The 16,305-nt window shown below is 57.5% G+C and carries 12 protein-coding genes; 7 read left to right on the forward strand and 5 right to left on the reverse strand.

All coding sequences use genetic code 11. The annotated features are described in order from the left end of the window. Positions 1-256: 256 nt before the first annotated feature. Together B0B07_RS13815 and B0B07_RS13820 are read right to left on the reverse strand one after the other, a co-directional pair. Complete coding sequence (locus tag B0B07_RS13815; RefSeq protein WP_076759833.1) at positions 257-2,014, reverse strand: GMC family oxidoreductase; 1,758 nt, start codon at positions 2,012-2,014, stop codon at positions 257-259. Between the two features lie 17 nt (positions 2,015-2,031). Then, entirely contained in the window at positions 2,032-2,886 is an 855-nt protein-coding gene (locus B0B07_RS13820; RefSeq protein WP_076759835.1) for a gluconate 2-dehydrogenase subunit 3 family protein, read from the reverse strand. Positions 2,887-3,151: 265 nt separating this feature from the next. On the opposite strand from B0B07_RS13820, the gene B0B07_RS13825 reads away from it, so the two are divergent. From B0B07_RS13825 to gltS, 6 genes are all read left to right on the forward strand, one after another. Then, positions 3,152-5,605: a DUF2339 domain-containing protein gene (locus B0B07_RS13825; RefSeq protein ID WP_076759837.1), complete on the forward strand. Its 2,454-nt coding sequence runs from the start codon at positions 3,152-3,154 to the stop codon at positions 5,603-5,605. Beyond that, positions 5,602-6,303: an SDR family oxidoreductase gene (locus B0B07_RS13830; protein ID WP_076759838.1), complete on the forward strand. Its 702-nt coding sequence runs from the start codon at positions 5,602-5,604 to the stop codon at positions 6,301-6,303. The genes B0B07_RS13825 and B0B07_RS13830 overlap by 4 nt, the downstream gene beginning before the upstream one ends. Before the next feature lie 195 nt (positions 6,304-6,498). Then, on the forward strand, positions 6,499-7,017 hold the full coding sequence (locus B0B07_RS13835; RefSeq protein ID WP_076759840.1) for a hypothetical protein: 519 nt from the start codon (positions 6,499-6,501) through the stop codon (positions 7,015-7,017). Between the two features lie 13 nt (positions 7,018-7,030). After that, a complete protein-coding gene (locus B0B07_RS13840) occupies positions 7,031-8,011 on the forward strand; it encodes an MBL fold metallo-hydrolase (protein WP_144264369.1) in 981 nt (326 codons plus the stop codon). A gap of 208 nt (positions 8,012-8,219) precedes the next feature. Next, positions 8,220-9,854 carry a catalase gene (locus B0B07_RS13845; RefSeq protein ID WP_234982420.1) on the forward strand — a complete coding sequence of 545 codons (1,635 nt, stop codon included), beginning with the start codon at positions 8,220-8,222 and terminating at the stop codon, positions 9,852-9,854. A gap of 407 nt (positions 9,855-10,261) precedes the next feature. Next, positions 10,262-11,446, forward strand: coding sequence for a sodium/glutamate symporter (gene gltS, locus B0B07_RS13850; RefSeq protein WP_076759845.1), 1,185 nt, complete (start codon positions 10,262-10,264; stop codon positions 11,444-11,446). Positions 11,447-11,535: 89 nt separating this feature from the next. On the opposite strand, the gene B0B07_RS13855 is transcribed toward gltS, so the two are convergent. After that, on the reverse strand, positions 11,536-12,102 hold the full coding sequence (locus B0B07_RS13855; RefSeq protein ID WP_076759847.1) for an NADPH-dependent FMN reductase: 567 nt from the start codon (positions 12,100-12,102) through the stop codon (positions 11,536-11,538). Then, positions 12,099-13,184 (reverse strand): LLM class flavin-dependent oxidoreductase, encoded by a 1,086-nt coding sequence (locus B0B07_RS13860; protein ID WP_076759848.1) that lies wholly within the window; start codon positions 13,182-13,184, stop codon positions 12,099-12,101. Before B0B07_RS13860 ends, B0B07_RS13855 begins: the two co-directional genes overlap by 4 nt. A 140-nt stretch (positions 13,185-13,324) precedes the next feature. Here B0B07_RS13860 and B0B07_RS13865 point away from each other — a divergent pair, with 140 nt between their 5' ends. Next, complete coding sequence (locus tag B0B07_RS13865) at positions 13,325-14,224, forward strand: 3-hydroxyacyl-CoA dehydrogenase (RefSeq protein ID WP_076759850.1); 900 nt, start codon at positions 13,325-13,327, stop codon at positions 14,222-14,224. A gap of 134 nt (positions 14,225-14,358) precedes the next feature. Here B0B07_RS13865 and B0B07_RS13870 read toward each other — a convergent pair whose 3' ends face one another. Then, positions 14,359-16,284 carry a GTP-binding protein gene (locus tag B0B07_RS13870; RefSeq protein ID WP_076759851.1) on the reverse strand — a complete coding sequence of 642 codons (1,926 nt, stop codon included), beginning with the start codon at positions 16,282-16,284 and terminating at the stop codon, positions 14,359-14,361. Positions 16,285-16,305 lie beyond the last annotated feature (21 nt).

Here is a 16,305-nt window from a genome sequence, read left to right on the forward strand (position 1 = left end):
TTTATTTTCGGTGAATTGGGATGAATCTCCTCAATGAGGACGCCGGGGCGGCTCCTGCGGGTGTTTCGCCAGGAATGGAGGATGCCCCTGATGCAGGGGCTTTATAGCTAAGAGACCGATTCACTCTCCTAAAATTCCGATCGCGCTCGCTAAGAGTCCGATCGCATAGACACGGCCCGGCGGCCGGTCCTGTGGGATAGCCGTCAATAAAGAGAAAAGATCCGCGGGCCCTTGCCCGCGGATCTTTTAAGCTTCATTACGCATTCGCCTTGGCGGATTTCCCCTGGACGAGAAGGCCGCCGCCTTCTTTCAGGTAATTGATCACGCCTTCTGCCGCACGGTATCCGAGTGCACCGATCGTCGGGGTCGGGTGGTGGCTGCCGAATTGAGGGAAGGCAGACCCGCCCACGACGAACAGGTTCTCCATGTCCCACATCTGCAGGTACGAGTTGACTGCCGACGTTCCCGGTTCCGGCCCCATCATGACGCCGCCGGTGTAGTGTCCGCCGTCGTAGATGTGGTCGAATTCCTCATCATCGGCGACCGTGTCCTTGTCGATGATGTCCGCGCCCATCTTCTCGACGACTTCGGCACATTTCTCGATACCGAATCTCGCAAGATTGCGCTCCTGGTCGGTATACTTGTTCGTCACGCGCAGGAGCGGATCTCCGTAGTCGTCCTTGTAGGTCGGATCGAGGCTCAGATAGTTGTGCCAGTAGGACATGACTGCCATCGTGTACCAGACGACCAGATTCCTGTAGGCGTAGTGTAGCGACTTCTGCTTGAACTCGGCGCCCCACTTCTTCGTGTCTCTCGGAACGTGGTTAAGGCCGACCGCTGCATAGCCGTATTGCCTGAGCTCGATTCCGCCGCCGTGGATGAAGTCCAGATTCGTATGATCGAATTCGTCTGCATCGTAGTCACTGTATCCGGCGCCGAGCGCACCTGCACCTGCGTACAGGTTGAATTTCTTGTCTTCGAAGAACCCTCGGGCTCCGAGGAATGTAATATCGCCCTGGATGGTGAAGTTCTTGCCGATCACGCCCTTGCGTGTTTTCGGATCATACGGCTCCCCGATTTCCGAAAGGAGCAGGAGCCGGTTGTTCGAGAAGGTGAATGCGGCCAGCACCACGACGTCTGCGGGCTGCTCATATTCCGCTCCCGTCATGACATCCGTATACAGGACGCCCGTCGCCTTGCCGCCTTTGTGGAGCACCCTGCGGACGAGTGCATTTGTGCGAAACTCCGCATTGCCCGTTTTCTGGGCAGTGGGGATGACCGTCGCGAGCGGGTCGGATTTGGCGCTGAAGTCGCATCCGTACATGGTGCAGTAGGAACAGTACATGCACGGGTTGAGCGTCTCGCCGTCCGGGTTCGTATATGCCTGCGAAAGGTTGGAGGCGGCCAGCTGGTATGGATGGTAGCCGAGGTCCTTCGCTGCCTTCTTGAACAGTTTGAGGGGCGGGGATTCCTTCAGCGGCGGGTTCGGCCAGTCATTTTTCCGCGGCGGGCCGAGCGGGTCCTTCTCGCCGGATACGCCGGCCGTTTTTTCCCACTTGTCATAGTAAGGTTCCATTTCATCGTAGGTGATGCCCCAGTCGTCGATCGTGCTGTCTTTCGGGATTTTGCCTTCGCCATAGCGCTCGATCGTCTTGGAACGGATCTCAAAGTCATACGGACGCCAGCGGTAAGTGGAGCCGGCCCAGTGCACGCTCCCGCCCCCGAGGTCATTGCCGACCATCATTTCCGTCTGGGTTCGGACAGGCAGTGCCACGTCGTCGATGTTCACCCGCGAAGTGATCGTTTCCGATGACAGGGGCTGCATCAGGTCAAAGCGGTCCGTGTAACGCAGCTCGTCTTTTGAACCGATGAAGTCGGAACGCTTCTGATTCTTGCCCCGTTCGAGGACGACGACTTTATGTCCGGCCTTGGCAGCCTCGGCTGCGACGATGCCGCCGGCCCAGCCGCTGCCGACTACGACGACATCGACTTTCTCCAGTTTCCTAGTAACCATTTACTCTCCTCCAGTCATTAGTGTCCCTGATAGTCCTTCAGGCCCTTCGGTTCAAGAACGATGAATTCATCCGGCTCGATCTGGTCGGCGTAGCTTGCGCGCGGCCCCGGATACTCCATCATCCTCCAGCCGTCCATATTGCGGTTCCCGCCGTACACCGGATCGGAGTAACAGCCTTCGATGGTCGTCTGGACGAGCAGATTGAAGAAAGTCGAGGAAGAGACACTCGGCATATGCACTTCGTCCTTTTCAAAGTGGGTCAGGATTTCATCCTGCTGTTCGGGTTCCAGCGAAGTGAATCCATTCTTGAATTTCTCGCGTGCCGCCTCGTCGATCGCACGCACGCCGACGACGAACATCTCGGCGCGGGTCATGCGGCTCTGATACCGTGGTGTCGGCAGCGGGTTGAGCGTGTCGCCGCTCGGTCCCTGGTCGGACCGCCCTTTGTCGGTTTTGCTCAGGTCTTCGTATTCGTTGGATTCCGGAATATTCAGGAACGGGCCCTTCATATACTCACGGGCATTGAGCCCCCATTCGCCGGCAAGCTGGCGGTCGATGAAATACGGGACCCCGAGTTGGATGGCACCCGGCCCGTTCTTGTCCTCGGGATAGATCCGTTCAGTGGCGGCCGCAAGGATCTGGAAGTCTTCCTCGCGGCTGAAGAAAATCCGGGCATCCGACAGATGGTCGGCCCCGTTTTTTCCGCCTGTAGTACCGGATTGGGTCCCTTTCTTTGAATCCTTCACCTCGTTCGTCACGAGGCTTCCGAGCAGTCCGCCTCCAATGAGCCCGCCTGCAAGCAGTCCGCTGTTTTTGAGGAATTGCCTGCGGTCCATGCCCTTTTTCTCGGGTGTTGAATTCGGATCAGCCATAGTATCTGCCTCCTTGTAAAAATAATGGTTGTAAGGGGTGCCTGGACCAAACCCCTATGTACACCTGCCTTTTCCGGCAAGCAAGGAAGCCGGGAATGGTCTACCATCCACTCTTTCCTAATAATCATTCTTTAAAACGTTCTGGTTGTTTTTTCGGCTGAAAAAAGGTCTTCCGGAACGGCTGTTGCCGGACCATGCATGAAAAAAGTATGATAATAGTGAAGTTCATAGCGGAATCGTACGAAATCAGTCAAGGAGGTGTGTCATGGACAACGAACTGCAGATTTTGCTCAGGCGCCTGGAAAGAACGGAAGAGGAGATGCGTGCGATCAGGAGCCTGCTGGAGGCGATGCAGGCTGATGCGGTTCCGGACGTACAGCCGGAACCGGAGAAGGCCGGCGAACCGGAGGAACCGGAAGGGCTGCCCGGAGCCCGGGAAGGGCGTCTGCATCACGGTATGGAGCTCGGGGAAGAGGATGAACGGGAATCCGGACACCCGGACATCACGGCGGACGATGATGATCCTGAGAAGCCGGCAGATGCACAGGGGGAAGCGGGCCGCAAGGAAGACGGACAGGTACGGGCACCTTCACTTTCGGACATGATGGCAAGCATCGGGATGGTGCCCGGCGGACCGTCCGGCGAAGCGGTCCGGCCGGCCGGGGGCGTCCCTGCTGAAGGCAACGGCAACAAGGACCGGATGCCGGCCGATCGAAAGTGGATAGACCGGTATGTCCCGGACCATGATCACGGGAGGCTGCAAACCCCTGCATCAGAGTCCAAGCGGCCGCCGGAGCGTCCTTTGGCGACACCGGAAAAACAGGCATTTCCAAAGCAGCAGCCGTTTAATTTCGAACAACAATTCACGATCTGGCTGCCGCGTGTGTTCATGTTCATCCTGCTCCTCGGCGTTCTCTGGGGACTGAAGGTCAGCTTTGATATGGGGTGGATCACGCAGGGGACCAGGGTGATGCTCGGTTACCTCGCCTCCATCCTTCTCGGCTACCTCGGTTACCGGTCCATCCGCCGGGACAGACGCGGATTCGGACTTACGCTCTGGGGCGGGACGATCGCGCTCGGAATCCTGACGACCTTTGCGGCCAACCAATTGTATGGCTTCCTGCCGCTCATCCCGGCATTCGTCATCGGCATCGGATATATCGCTGCAGGCCTGTATGCATCGGTCCGAACGGACTCCGAGACACTCACCGTATTCACTGCAATAGCCGGCTTCCTTCTTCCGTTCCTGCTGGAAGGGGAAGGGGCGTCGGCCGTGATGTTCTGCGTTTATGTCCTGATCCTGTTCCTCGCATTGTTCGGCGTATCCATCCGCAGGCACCACAGGGTGACCTTTTATATCGTGTTTGTGCTGTCCAATCTGACCCTGTTCTCTTATCTCGTCATGGAAGGTCTGCGGGACGGGCACGAGAATCTGGTTGCGGGCACTGCACTCGTCCAGCACCTGGTCCTGCTTTTCTTCTACCTGAAAGGGAGCATTCCGCGGCATATATTCACGGAGGTCCTACTGTATCTGAATTTCGCAGCGGGCCTCATATGGATTGCCGCGCTTGCCGGTCCGGTCGAGCAGGCGGCATACGGGGTGCTGGCAGTGCTCTATGCGGCACTGGCGGTCTATGCGAAACTTCTGCAGGATCCGCCGTTGCAGGATGTCCTTTCGGCGATGGCCGTCGCGGCTTCCGCCATCTTCATCCTGAGCTTCAGCCCGGATGATCCGTCCGTCATCCTGATGGCGCTGCTCATCATCGGAGCGGCGGGCATCTGGACGGCGCTCAGGCTGCGGGCAAACCGGACGCTTGCGGTGTCCGGATTGCTGTATGCAGTGAATGCAGCGACCACAGTCGCCTTCAGATGGTTTGACGCCGTCTGGTCTCCGGAACATGCCGCATGGCTGATGCTTCTCGGGACGTCTGCCGTCATTTATGCCGCGTTTTACAAATACCGTCCGGCCTGGGCGAAGCCGTCCGAACTCGATGGTTCGCTCATCGCGGGCCAGCTGATCCTGATGCTCTATCTGTTCAGGCTGTCCGGTGTATTCATGCAGGATGCCGGCCTGGCGTTCGGTCCGGAATGGCATATCCGCATCGGACTTCTCGGACTCCTCGCATTCGGCAGCTTCAGTCTGCAGCGGACCGCACACGGCAGGTACGTAGCCTTTGCAGGGGCGATCGAACTCCTGCTGCTCGGCGCCGTACTCCTCGTTTTGCCGATGAGCAACTGGGGTGGCGGCGGCTACTGGATCAGCCTGGCCGTCGGACTGCTGTTCACGGCCGGCTTCACCTACCTGTTCCGTGCCGCGGCGAGAAAGCGTTTTGCAGCCTTGCCGGAACTCAAGCCGTCAGCCCTCGCCTTTGCGCTCCAGGCGATCTACTTTGTCTTCCTGAATAAATGGTTCTTTTCAGCCGTCGGGGAATTCAACTGGCATGGCGAGGCCATCCTGTTCACGCATACGGTCCTTCTGTTCCTGTTTGCCTTCGCATCGATCACCGCGGGCAGACAGAAGAAATGGAAAGCGGTCGGTGCGGCTGGGTTCACCTTGCTCGTTCTGTCATTTTTCAAGTTGTTTGTCGTCGACATGGCCGCCGTCTCGGTCATGATCCGCGCCGTCCTGTTCACCGCGGTCGGTGTGGCCGGACTTATTTACTCACGGACACTTCTGGGTAAACAAAAAGGGAATGACCAGGAGGAGGGAAACCGATGACAAGTTTACAGGGCAAAACCGCAATCGTCACAGGGGCGAGCAGCGGAATCGGAAAGGCGATCGCAGTCCGGCTCGCAGAAGAAGGGGCCAATGTGATCCTGGCTGCCCGCAGCATGGATAAGCTGGCCGAACTGGAGGAGAAGATCAACGGTGCGGGGGGCGGCGAAGCGATCGCCGTGCCGACCGACATGGCCCTGCGGGAAAGCGTCGAGGCGATGGCGGGGAAGGCGAAGGCAGCATACGGGGCGGTCGATCTCCTCGTCAACAACGCGGGTCAGATGCTGTCCGGGACAGTCCGTTCAGGAAAGACGGACGAATGGGAGAACATGATCGATGTCAACATCAAGGGTGTCCTGTACGGCATCCACGCCGTGCTGCCCCACATGATCGGGCGGGGGACCGGCCACATCATTAACATCGATTCCGTTTCCGGGCATGAAGTGACGAAGACGAGCACGGTCTACAGCGCAACGAAGTTTGCGGTCCGTGCCATCTCGATGGGTCTTGAGAAGGAGCTTGCCCGCACCGGCGTCCGGGTGACGAACATTTCACCGGGCATGGTCGATACGCCGCTCATGGGAGCCCGGAGCGTGGACCGGAAAATCCTTGATCCCGAAAATATCGCCCAGGCGATCGTGTATGCGGCCACGCAGCCGCCTCACGTAAATGTGAATGAAATCACGGTCCGTCCGGTCTGAATGAAACCGGCCTGTTCAATGGTCACCTGTTTCCCGAAGGGGGAGCAGGTGACTTTTTTGATGCAGGACCGGATTCTCTTTAAATGAGGGCCGGGGCTGTCCGAACTCATGAAAATGACCATTCAGAATTATTGAACTCCTCGGCCGCCTTCCGTAAGATGGAAAGGGAAGAACTTTTGATAGGGGGCGGCCTCGATGTCCGATCCGACGATATATGAAAATTTGAAGGTCGCGTTTGAAAACCATCTTTACGATCTGGACAATCTGGAAGGGAGGATCCGGATCCAAAAACGCTCCGACCTGATGGATTTTGCAGATCTTTCGCGCCGTCTCACCCTCCGGTTTGTCCGGACGGACGTTCCCGAAGTGCCTGCGGAAGTGATGCTGACGGCTTCCGCAAAAGATCTGTCAGATGAAATTCTGGAAGTTCCCGGTACGGAGCCGGGGGTCACGCTGGGCGTCCGTTTTGACGTGAAGGTAATCGATGCTGCCCGCCAGTGCGAGGAGATCGGGCGGCTGCTTGCGGAGCTATGGGAGCATGATATCCGCATCAGCCAGACACTGAGCTTTGAATATCCCCACGGCGGGAAAGGATGGACCAACCGGGTCGAGGCGGAATTCCGGACACGGCTGGATGAATCCCATATGACGGAAATCGGCGGTTTTCTGGAATCCGTGGTGGACGCAATGGGCAGATTATCAGAGATCCGATAGGGGGGAAGGGAATTTGATCAGTGCTATGGAAGATAAGATCAAACCGGTCCATCCGGTGGTGGTGCCTTCGGAATTTGCCTCGCTGAGCACCTTTAATTTCTTCCTTGTGGAAAGGGAGGGCCGGCTGATCCTGATCGATGCAGGCATCGGCTCCGAACGAAGCATGGAGAGTCTTTCAGGTGAGCTTGGACGGATCGGCGCCGGAATCACGGACTTGGACGCCATCTTGCTGACGCACCACCATGAGGACCATATCGGACTCGTTCCGCGCATTCTGGAAGAAAAGCGCGTTCCGGTCTATGCCCACGGGGATGCAGCCCCGAGGCTTCTGATGGACACGGATTTCCTTGGGATGCGGCTGGAGTTTTTCAGGCGCCTGTACCGGGAGGCCGGCTGCGGGGAAATGGGGTCCGTCCGTTTTGAAAAACTCGAACAGACCATCCGGGAAGCCGGGCAGAGGTCGCTCCGGACCGAGATCATCGAAATCGGGGAAGGAGACAGCATTTACGGATTTGAGGTGATCGGCACGCCGGGTCACTCCCCCGACTGCATCACGTTCTTTGATCCTGAAGCCCGGATCGCGTTCACCGGGGACGTGCTGCTCGGCGGTTCATCCGTCAATGCGATCATCGACCCGGATCCCGGAGGAAACCGGCTGCCGTCCGTCCTTCAGCAGCGGGAATCCTTGAAGAAGATCGGGGCACTCGATGCGGATGTGCTTTATCCGGGCCACGGAGAGCCGATCACCGGCCAGCGGAGGCTTGTCGCGGACCGGCTCGGGAAGATGGACCGGAAAGACGCACGGATCCTCGATCTGATCGCAGGGGGGAAGACCGTGCCGGCAGAAATTGCAGCGGCCTATTACGGGGATAAGTACCGGACCCTGTTCTCCCTGGTCATGTCGGAGATCATCGGCCATCTGGACTGGCTGGAATCCGGGGGCCGGGTAGAAAAGCAAATGTCCGGGGGCATCTGGCATTACCGCCTCGCGTGAAGCCGCCATGGATCGGAAGGATCCGGCCCATATCGGTTGCAAGGCGGAGGCTGGTTCGTTTATACTGTGTCTATAGTTATTTAGAATGATTCTCGAAAAGAATTCATTCTTAATAAATACCCTTTCTGCTTTAAAATTATTCAGAAAAAAGGTAGGATGGGAGTAAGCAAACCAAGAGGAGGTTTTCATTTTGGCGGAAGACAAAAAGATGAATGCTTCAAACGAACAGGTTGAACGTGAGACGATCACGACGAGACAGGGACATCCGGTGACGGATAACCAGAACATCAAGACACTCGGCAACCGCGGACCTGCAATGATGGAGAACTACCACTTCATCGAGAAAATCTCCCATTTTGACCGGGAAGAAGTCCCTGAACGGGTCGTCCACGCCCGGGGAACCGGCGCGCTCGGCTATTTTGAGACATACGGAAAGGTCGGCGACGAGCCGGTCGAAAAGTACACGCGCGCAAAAGTGTTCCAGGGCGCGGGCAAGAAAACGCCTGTCCTCGTACGCTTCTCGACGGTTGCCGGCTCGAAGGACGCGCCGGAGACAGACCGTGATCCCCGCGGGTTTGCCGTGAAGTTCTACACGGAAGACGGAAACTGGGATCTGGTCGGCAATAACCTGAAGATCTTCTTCATCCGGGATGCGATGAAATTTCCGGACATGATCCATGCCTTCAAGGCGGATCCGGCTTCGAACGTTCCGGATCCTCGCCGCATGTTCGACTTCGTGTCGCGTTCGCCTGAAGCGACCCATATGATCACCTTCCTGTTCTCGCCTTGGGGCCGTCCGGCGACATACCGCCACATGCAGGGTTCCGGCGTCAACACGTACAAGTGGGTCAACGACCAAGGGGAGGCAGTCCTTGTCAAGTATCACTGGGAGCCGAAGCAGGGCATCCGGAACCTGACAACGAAAGAAGCCCAGGAGATCCAAGGAAAGAACCATTCACATGCGACACAGGACCTTTACGAGGCCATCGAGCGCGGAGAGTATCCTGAATGGGAACTGTATGTCCAGATCATGGAAGACGGCTACCATCCTGAACTTGATTTCGATCCGCTTGATGACACGAAGCTCTGGCCGGAGGATCAGTTCCCGTGGATGCCGGTCGGCAAAATGGTCCTGAATGAAAACCCGACGGACTTCCACGCTCAAATCGAGCAGGCGGCGTTCGGGACGGGCGTCCTCGTCGACGGCATGGACTTCTCCGATGACAAGATGCTGCAGGGCCGCACGTTCTCCTATTCGGATACGCAGCGTTACCGGATCGGTGCGAACTATCTTCAGCTCCCGACCAATGCGTCCAAAGCGAAGGTCCGCACCAACCAGCACCGCGGCATGATGAGCATGCGCACGCCGGAAGAAGCCGGCGGCAATCCGCACATCAATTATGAGCCGTCGATGGTGGGCGGCCTGCAGGAAGCGGATATCGAAGGCCGGACTCCGCATAATCCGGAGTACAGCGGCAAGGTGATGAGCGAGCCGATCGACCGTCCGAACAACTACGGACAGGCCGGCGAGACATACCGTGCGTTCGAAGAGTGGGAGCGTGAAGAACTCATCTCCAATCTGTCGGACGTGCTCGCCATCTGCGATCCGCGGATCCAGGAAGCCATGATCCATCACTTCACAGAAGCGGATGAAGACTATGGCCGCCGCGTTAAGGAAGGCATCCAGGCAAAAATGAAAGAACTGGACGAGCAGGGCGCGGACGAGCGTCTGCCGGGCCACGAAGCCGGCACGAAGTCGAAGTACGGCGAAGGCGGCACGGTCCAGCAAAACGAGGCGGTGGACGAAGCCGTTCAAAAGGGCCACGAAGCCGATCCGTATTAATCGGCAACAGCGGCCGTGCAAATCATATCAGGCGGGGGAAGCGTTGCGCTTCCTCCGTTTTTTGTTTGAGCGGGAGCCGCACGGGGAAAATCAAAGTGGGAAACATGCCTTCCGGCCTAACGCCCGGAAGGCTTTTTATTTTTGCGGTCCATGGGAACCGGGATGAAATACAGACAAACATATGATTGACTATTTCATCTTTACTAAAAAGACAGGCTTTGTCATTATCTATTGATTTTGATCGGTTCCTTGCTGTATGATTGTCAATCAGTGCATTTATGACTGAATGATTTATCCTACATAAATTGTGAATCCGGTTACACGCAAAGAAGAAAGCGATTCCATTCATATTTGGGCTTGGATGGATCCTGCCCTTTTAATACCGGCTCTTCAGAAAGGGGTACCTCATGATTGAGATCAACCAGATTACAACTCTTTTCCTGGCGGTCGCGCTTTATCTGCTTGGCATGGCGCTCATCAACCGAATCGGGATCCTGGACCGGTTCCTGATCCCTGCGCCGGTCGTCGGCGGCCTGATCTTCGCGATATTGGCGTTGGTGCTGCAGACTACCGGGGTTGTCGAAATTTCGCTGGATACTTCACTCCAGACGCTGTTCATGATTGCATTTTTCACGACAGTCGGGCTCGGAGCGAGCTTTAAGCTGATCAAAATGGGAGGAAAGCTGCTCCTCATCTACCTGCTCCTCTGCGGAGTGACCGTCTTCATGCAGAATCTGATCGGCGTGTCGCTTGCAGAACTGTTCGGCATCGACCCCCTGCTCGGCGTCATGAGCGGAGCGGTGACGATGAGCGGAGGTCATGGCGGGGCTGCCGCCTACGGGCAGACGATCGAGGAGCTGGGCATCACTTCAGCCGTGACGATCGGGATGGCCGCGGCCACGCTCGGCCTGATTTGCGGCAGTCTTTCCGGGGGTCCGATTGCCAGGCATCTCATCAAAAAACATGACCTGAAGCCGGCTGAAGGCGAAATCGAAGAGTACGTGGAAAAAGATGAGAAGCCGATCCATGAGCGGTCGTTCATGGTCCAGATTGCCCTCATCACGCTTTCGATGGCAGGCGGCACTTATCTCGGAGACTTGTTCACCGAGGCGACCGGTTTTGTCCTGCCGGCTTACATCGGTGCGATGTTCGTCGCGGTCATCGTCCGCAATATCATGGACCGCCTGTTCCCGGGAACGATCAATATGAAGGAAATCAACCTGATCGGCGACATCTCGCTCGCGATTTTCCTCTCGATGGCGCTTATGAGCATCAAGCTCTGGGAACTCGCGGGTCTGGCCCTTCCGCTTGTCGGCATCGTGATTGTGCAGGTCTTCTTCATCATCCTGTTTGCCGTATTCGTCATGTTCCGCTTCCTCGGCAAGGATTATGATGCGGCCGTCATGATCTCCGGCTTCCTCGGCCACGGCCTCGGCGCAACGCCGAATGCCATGGCAAACATGGGGGCCACCGTCAATAAGTATGGCCCTTCCCGCACCGCATTCCTTGTCGTCCCGATTGTCGGCGCGTTCCTGATGGACGTCGTGTTCAGCGCCCCGATCATCATCACGACGATCAATATGCTCAAGTGACGGATGCCCGCTGAAGCGGGACTTCATCCGGGACAAGAAAAAACCTTCCGCCCGTTTGTTCGGGCCGGAAGGTTTTTCTGTTTCAGGGCTCAAAAATCATAGGCGGCATCTTTTTCCTCGCGGATTTTTGCATACGCCTCTGCAAACAGGAGGGTGTCCTCGGCGAGCCGGTCCAGCCTGAAGTGGATGTCATCATTGATGATTTCATCCCGGATGAAATCCTTCTCCTCAATGAATACATACGTCGGCACGATCTGGGCTTTCATGTAGCTCAGGATCGGTTTGAGCTGCTGTTCCGCGACGAGATAATGTTTTGCCGATCCGGCTGTGACGATGATGGAAACGGTTTTGTCGCGGAAGGCATTGACCGGCAGCAGATCGAACACATTTTTCAGGGTCCCGGGGATGGAGGCCTGGAATACCGGCGTTCCGATGATGAGGGCGTCTGCTGCCATGATGGCCTCCGCCAGACGGGATGTGTCTCCTCCATAGTCCCGATAATCCCGGCCGTCGCTGAACGCGATCTGCAGTTCGGCCAGGTCCATCACGGTCACATCATGTTGCGGATTTGCGTTTTTCAGCCGGGACGCAGCCGCTTCGACGGCGGTCCGGGTCTTGCTTCCGACCGTTGAGCCGGAAAGGGCGATCACATTCATCGGGGATGCACTTCCTCTTCGTCTTCTTTTGTATATTTCTTCACGGCCGGCATGATCTCCGTCGCGATCAATTCAATGTTCCGGGCCACTTTTTCATACGGAACTCCGCCGAAGTCGATCTGGGCGATGAACCGCTGCTGGCCATACAGTTCGTATTGATAAAGCAGTTTCTCGATGATCTGCTGCGGACTGCCGATCATGAGGGCATCGCGGTAATCGACGGCCTGGGCAAACTGCTGCTTCGGATAACCGGTTCCCCGGATCGCGAGAAAACCGTGGTGAAGATGCGGATAGTATTCCCGCAGCGCATTCTGTGTGGTGTCTGCCGCGTAGAACAGGCTGGTCGTCCCGATCGGAAGCGTTGCCGGGTCATATCCCGAACGCTGTGCCGCTTCCCGGTAGGCATCCACCGACACGGTGAAGTTCATCGCCGGGCCGCCGAGCGTCGTGAGCATCATCGGGATTCCCGCATATCCGGCTTTGATCGCACTTGCGGGAGGCCCGCCGACTGCACGCCAGATCGGGAGCCTGCCGTTTTTCGGCCGGGGCAGGACCTCCGCATTACGGAGCGGCGGCCTGAATTCGCCTTCCCAGTCAATCGGGCCATCCGCTTCATTCAGCTTCCGGAGCAGGTCCAGCTTCTCCTCGAACAGTCCTTCATAATCATCAAGGTCGTAGCCGAGCAGGTCGAATGCGCCTGTCCGGGAGCCGCGGCCCGCGATGATTTCGGCCCGTCCGTCCGAGATGAGGTCGATCGTTGCGAAGTCCTCGAATGCCCGCACCGGGTCCCAGACGCTGAGCACGGTCGATGAACTGGCGATCTTGATCCGCTTCGTCGCCTGTGCGATGGCGCCGAGCACGACGCTGTGTGCCTGTGTCGTGAAATAGCGCTGGTGGCTTTCGCCGACCGAAAAGACATCGAGCCCCGCGTCATCCGCGAGCTTTGCGGCGTCAATGATTTCCCGGATGCGCTGCCCGGCGCTGATCTTTTCGCCGTCATGCGGATTCATCATATGGTCACCGAGTGAATAAAGTCCGATTTCCATGCCGGCCGCACGGTCGATCCCATAAATGTCTTTCATTTGGCACCATCCTTTCTGTTCTCTCTAACTTATCCTTACCCGATCTCCACGGCAAACAAAATGACTCGAATTCAAGCTAATTGTTTTACTTTTAATGGAACCGGGTAGTAGAATCGTTAGTGAAAGGAGAGCGATTCAAGATGGGATTCAATCATATTACGGTGGCGGGAAGCGGGGTACTCGGAAGCCAGATCGCCTTCCAGACCGCGTATAAAGGCTATCCGGTCAGCGTGTATGACATCAACGACGAGGCGCTCGAAAAAGCGAAGGACCGGATCCGGGAGTGGATGCCGTACTACAAGCGGGACCTTGGCGCGACCGATGAGCAGCTCCAGGCGGCATTTGCCCGGATGTCGTTCTACAGCGACCTCGCAGAAGCGGTGAAGGATGCCGACCTGATCATCGAGGCGGTTCCTGAGCGTACCGACATCAAAACCGATTTCTACAGCAGGCTTGCGAAAGTGGCACCCGAAAAGACGATCTTCGCATCGAACTCGTCCACACTCCTGCCGAGCCAGTTTGCAGAAGTGACGGGCCGTCCGGAAAAATATCTGCACCTTCACTTTGCCAATGAAATCTGGAAAAACAACACGGCGGAAGTGATGGGGCATGAAGGAACCGATCCGGAAGTGTTCGACCGGGTCATGGAGTTCGCCAAGACGATCGGCATGGTCGCCCTGGCAGTCAGGAAGGAACAGCCGGGTTATATCCTCAACTCGCTGCTCGTCCCGTTCCTGAACGCTGCGCAGGCCCTTCTTGCCAATGACGTGGCGGACGTCGAGACGATCGACAAAACATGGATGCTTGCCACAGGCGCTCCGAACGGTCCGTTTGCCATCCTGGATATCGTCGGTGTCACAACCGCCTACAATATTATCCAGGCAGAGGCGCAGGCCACACACAATCCGGACGCCCAGCGCATCGCCGACATGCTGAAGACGGAGTATATCGACAAAGGGAAGCTCGGCCGTGCGGCCGGCGAAGGGTTCTACAAATATCCGGATCCCGCCTTCCTCGATCCCGACTTCTTAAAAGCGTAAAATAAAAAAGCAAGGACGACAGGCAACGCTCCCCGGGGAGCCGCCTGTCGTCCTTTGCTTTTTGCCGTTCAGTTGAAAAGCCGGTTCCGCTTTCACGGGGCATTCCGGTCTTTTCCGGGATGCCCCTTTCCCTGTCACAGCAGATGCATCGCTTCCTCGGCTTCATCCCACGGGACGGTGTAGCCCTTGCCCTTTGCGCAGAAGACCGATGAGGACGAGTACTCCGGATCGGCATCTTTGTCATATCCGGCATGGCCGATCACGTCTTCCGTGTTGTGGCATTCCTCATAACCGCCCGGCCGGAGCGAGAGGGTGCCTTTTCCGTTCGTGAACGAAGCGAATGCAGCAGGATAGTCCATGAACGTGGCGACCGGGACACGGCCTTTGATGAGTGCCGCACCGCCTGCCTGTTCCGGTGCTTCAAACCGGCCGTGTGCCTGCTGGATGTCGGACAGCACCCGGCCCATCTGATCCGGGGAGACTTTCGCCTTCACGTCATAGACCGGCTCGAGCAGGACATTGTCCGCTTTCTCGAGGCCCTGCCGGAGTGCGCGGAGCGACGCTTCCCGAAAATCGCCGCCTGCCGTATGTTCATTGTGCGCCCGTCCATTCGTAAGGGTGATCTTCAGATCTGTGAGCGGTGCCCCGGCGAGAATGCCGCGGTGCGGCTTTTCGGTGAGCGTCTGGCCGACGAGGTTCTGATAACCGGGTGCAAGGGCATTCGGATGGCATTCGCTTTCAAACGAAATACCGGTGCCGCGCCCGGCGGGTTCAATCCGGAGATGGACTTCCGAATAGTGGCGAAGGGGTTCGAAATGTCCATAGCCGTTCACGGCGGACCGGATTGTCTCCTTGTAAAGGATCGACGGTTCGCCGAACGAGATTTCTGTGCCGAACCGTTCTTTCACGACTTCCTTCAGAACGTCGAGCTGGATCTTGCCCATCACCCGGACACGGATTTCGCGTGAAGATTCGTCCCAGACGACGGAAAGCGACGGGTCTTCCGCATCGAGTTTGCGGAAATGACCCAGCATGTCGGTCGCCGGGATTGACGGGTCGAACCGGACCGATGCGGACAGGGAAGGGATGAGCGTGAATCCGGCCCGGCTGCCGGCCCCGCCCATGATTTCTCCGGCATGAGCACCGGACAAGCCGGTCACCGCAATGAGTTCACCTGCATATGCAGCATCCCGTGCCTCATACCTATGGCCGTTGTACCGTCGGATCTGGGTGATCTTCTCGGCTTCGCCGTGGAGGGTGAATTCATCCCGCACGGACAGCCGCCCGGCGAGCAGCTTGAGGAACGTCACACGCTGTCCGCTGTCGTCATGGCGGATTTTATAGACACGGGCGGCGAAAGGGGCGTCCTGATCCCATGCGGTTTCGGTCAACAGGTCGAGCCAGCCGAGGAATTCGACGATGCCGGTGTCCTTCAGTGCGGAGCCGGTCATCACGGGGAAGATCCGCCTCTCCGCAATCATCCGCCTCATGGCGGCAATCCAGACTTCCTCATCATACCGGTCGTCGACAAACCGCTCGAGCAGTTCCTCGTCGCGTTCGGCGATCCATTCGGCGAGTTCGGAGGTCAGGCCGTCATCGAGGAGAAAGGCATCCTCACTGAGGGAGCTTCGGATCCCGGTGAGCACCTGCTGCGGATCGGCGCCTTCCCGGTCGGTCTTGTTCAAGAACAAAAAGGCCGGCACGCCTTGTTTTCCGAGCAGTTCCCACACGGTCTCGGTATGGCCCTCGACCCCGTCGGCGGCACTCACGATGACGATGGCCGCATCCATCACGCCGGTCGCGCGTTCCATCTCCGGCGAGAAATCGACGTGGCCCGGCGTATCGATGAGCGTGTAATCCGTGCCGTTGTATTGAAAAACGGCCTGATCGGCGAACACTGTGATTCCCCGGTTTTTCTCGATCTCATGGCTGTCGAGGAACGCATCCCGGTGATCCACCCGGCCGCGTCTGCGGATGGCCTCGGTATGATAGAGGAGCTGTTCGGAAAATGTCGTTTTGCCGGCATCCACATGGGCGAGCACACCGATCGTTCTATGCATGGAAATCACTTCTTCCTGATC

This window comes from Edaphobacillus lindanitolerans (genome assembly GCF_900156305.1).
Lineage (GTDB): Bacteria > Bacillota > Bacilli > Bacillales_A > Planococcaceae > Bhargavaea > Bhargavaea lindanitolerans.

Bases quoted from the DNA above. Each gene is read 5' to 3' on its own strand.
- B0B07_RS13815 (WP_076759833.1), bottom strand. From the start codon at position 2,014: ATGGTTACTAGGAAACTGGAGAAAGTCGATGTCGTCGTAGTCGGCAGC.
- B0B07_RS13820 (WP_076759835.1), bottom strand. From the start codon at position 2,886: ATGGCTGATCCGAATTCAACACCCGAGAAAAAGGGCATGGACCGCAGG.
- B0B07_RS13825 (WP_076759837.1), top strand. From the start codon at position 3,152: ATGGACAACGAACTGCAGATTTTGCTCAGGCGCCTGGAAAGAACGGAA.
- B0B07_RS13830 (WP_076759838.1), top strand. From the start codon at position 5,602: ATGACAAGTTTACAGGGCAAAACCGCAATCGTCACAGGGGCGAGCAGC.
- B0B07_RS13835 (WP_076759840.1), top strand. From the start codon at position 6,499: ATGTCCGATCCGACGATATATGAAAATTTGAAGGTCGCGTTTGAAAAC.
- B0B07_RS13845 (WP_234982420.1), top strand. From the start codon at position 8,220: ATGAATGCTTCAAACGAACAGGTTGAACGTGAGACGATCACGACGAGA.
- gltS (WP_076759845.1), top strand. From the start codon at position 10,262: ATGATTGAGATCAACCAGATTACAACTCTTTTCCTGGCGGTCGCGCTT.
- B0B07_RS13855 (WP_076759847.1), bottom strand. From the start codon at position 12,102: ATGAATGTGATCGCCCTTTCCGGCTCAACGGTCGGAAGCAAGACCCGG.
- B0B07_RS13860 (WP_076759848.1), bottom strand. From the start codon at position 13,184: ATGAAAGACATTTATGGGATCGACCGTGCGGCCGGCATGGAAATCGGA.
- B0B07_RS13865 (WP_076759850.1), top strand. From the start codon at position 13,325: ATGGGATTCAATCATATTACGGTGGCGGGAAGCGGGGTACTCGGAAGC.
- B0B07_RS13870 (WP_076759851.1), bottom strand. From the start codon at position 16,284: ATGCATAGAACGATCGGTGTGCTCGCCCATGTGGATGCCGGCAAAACG.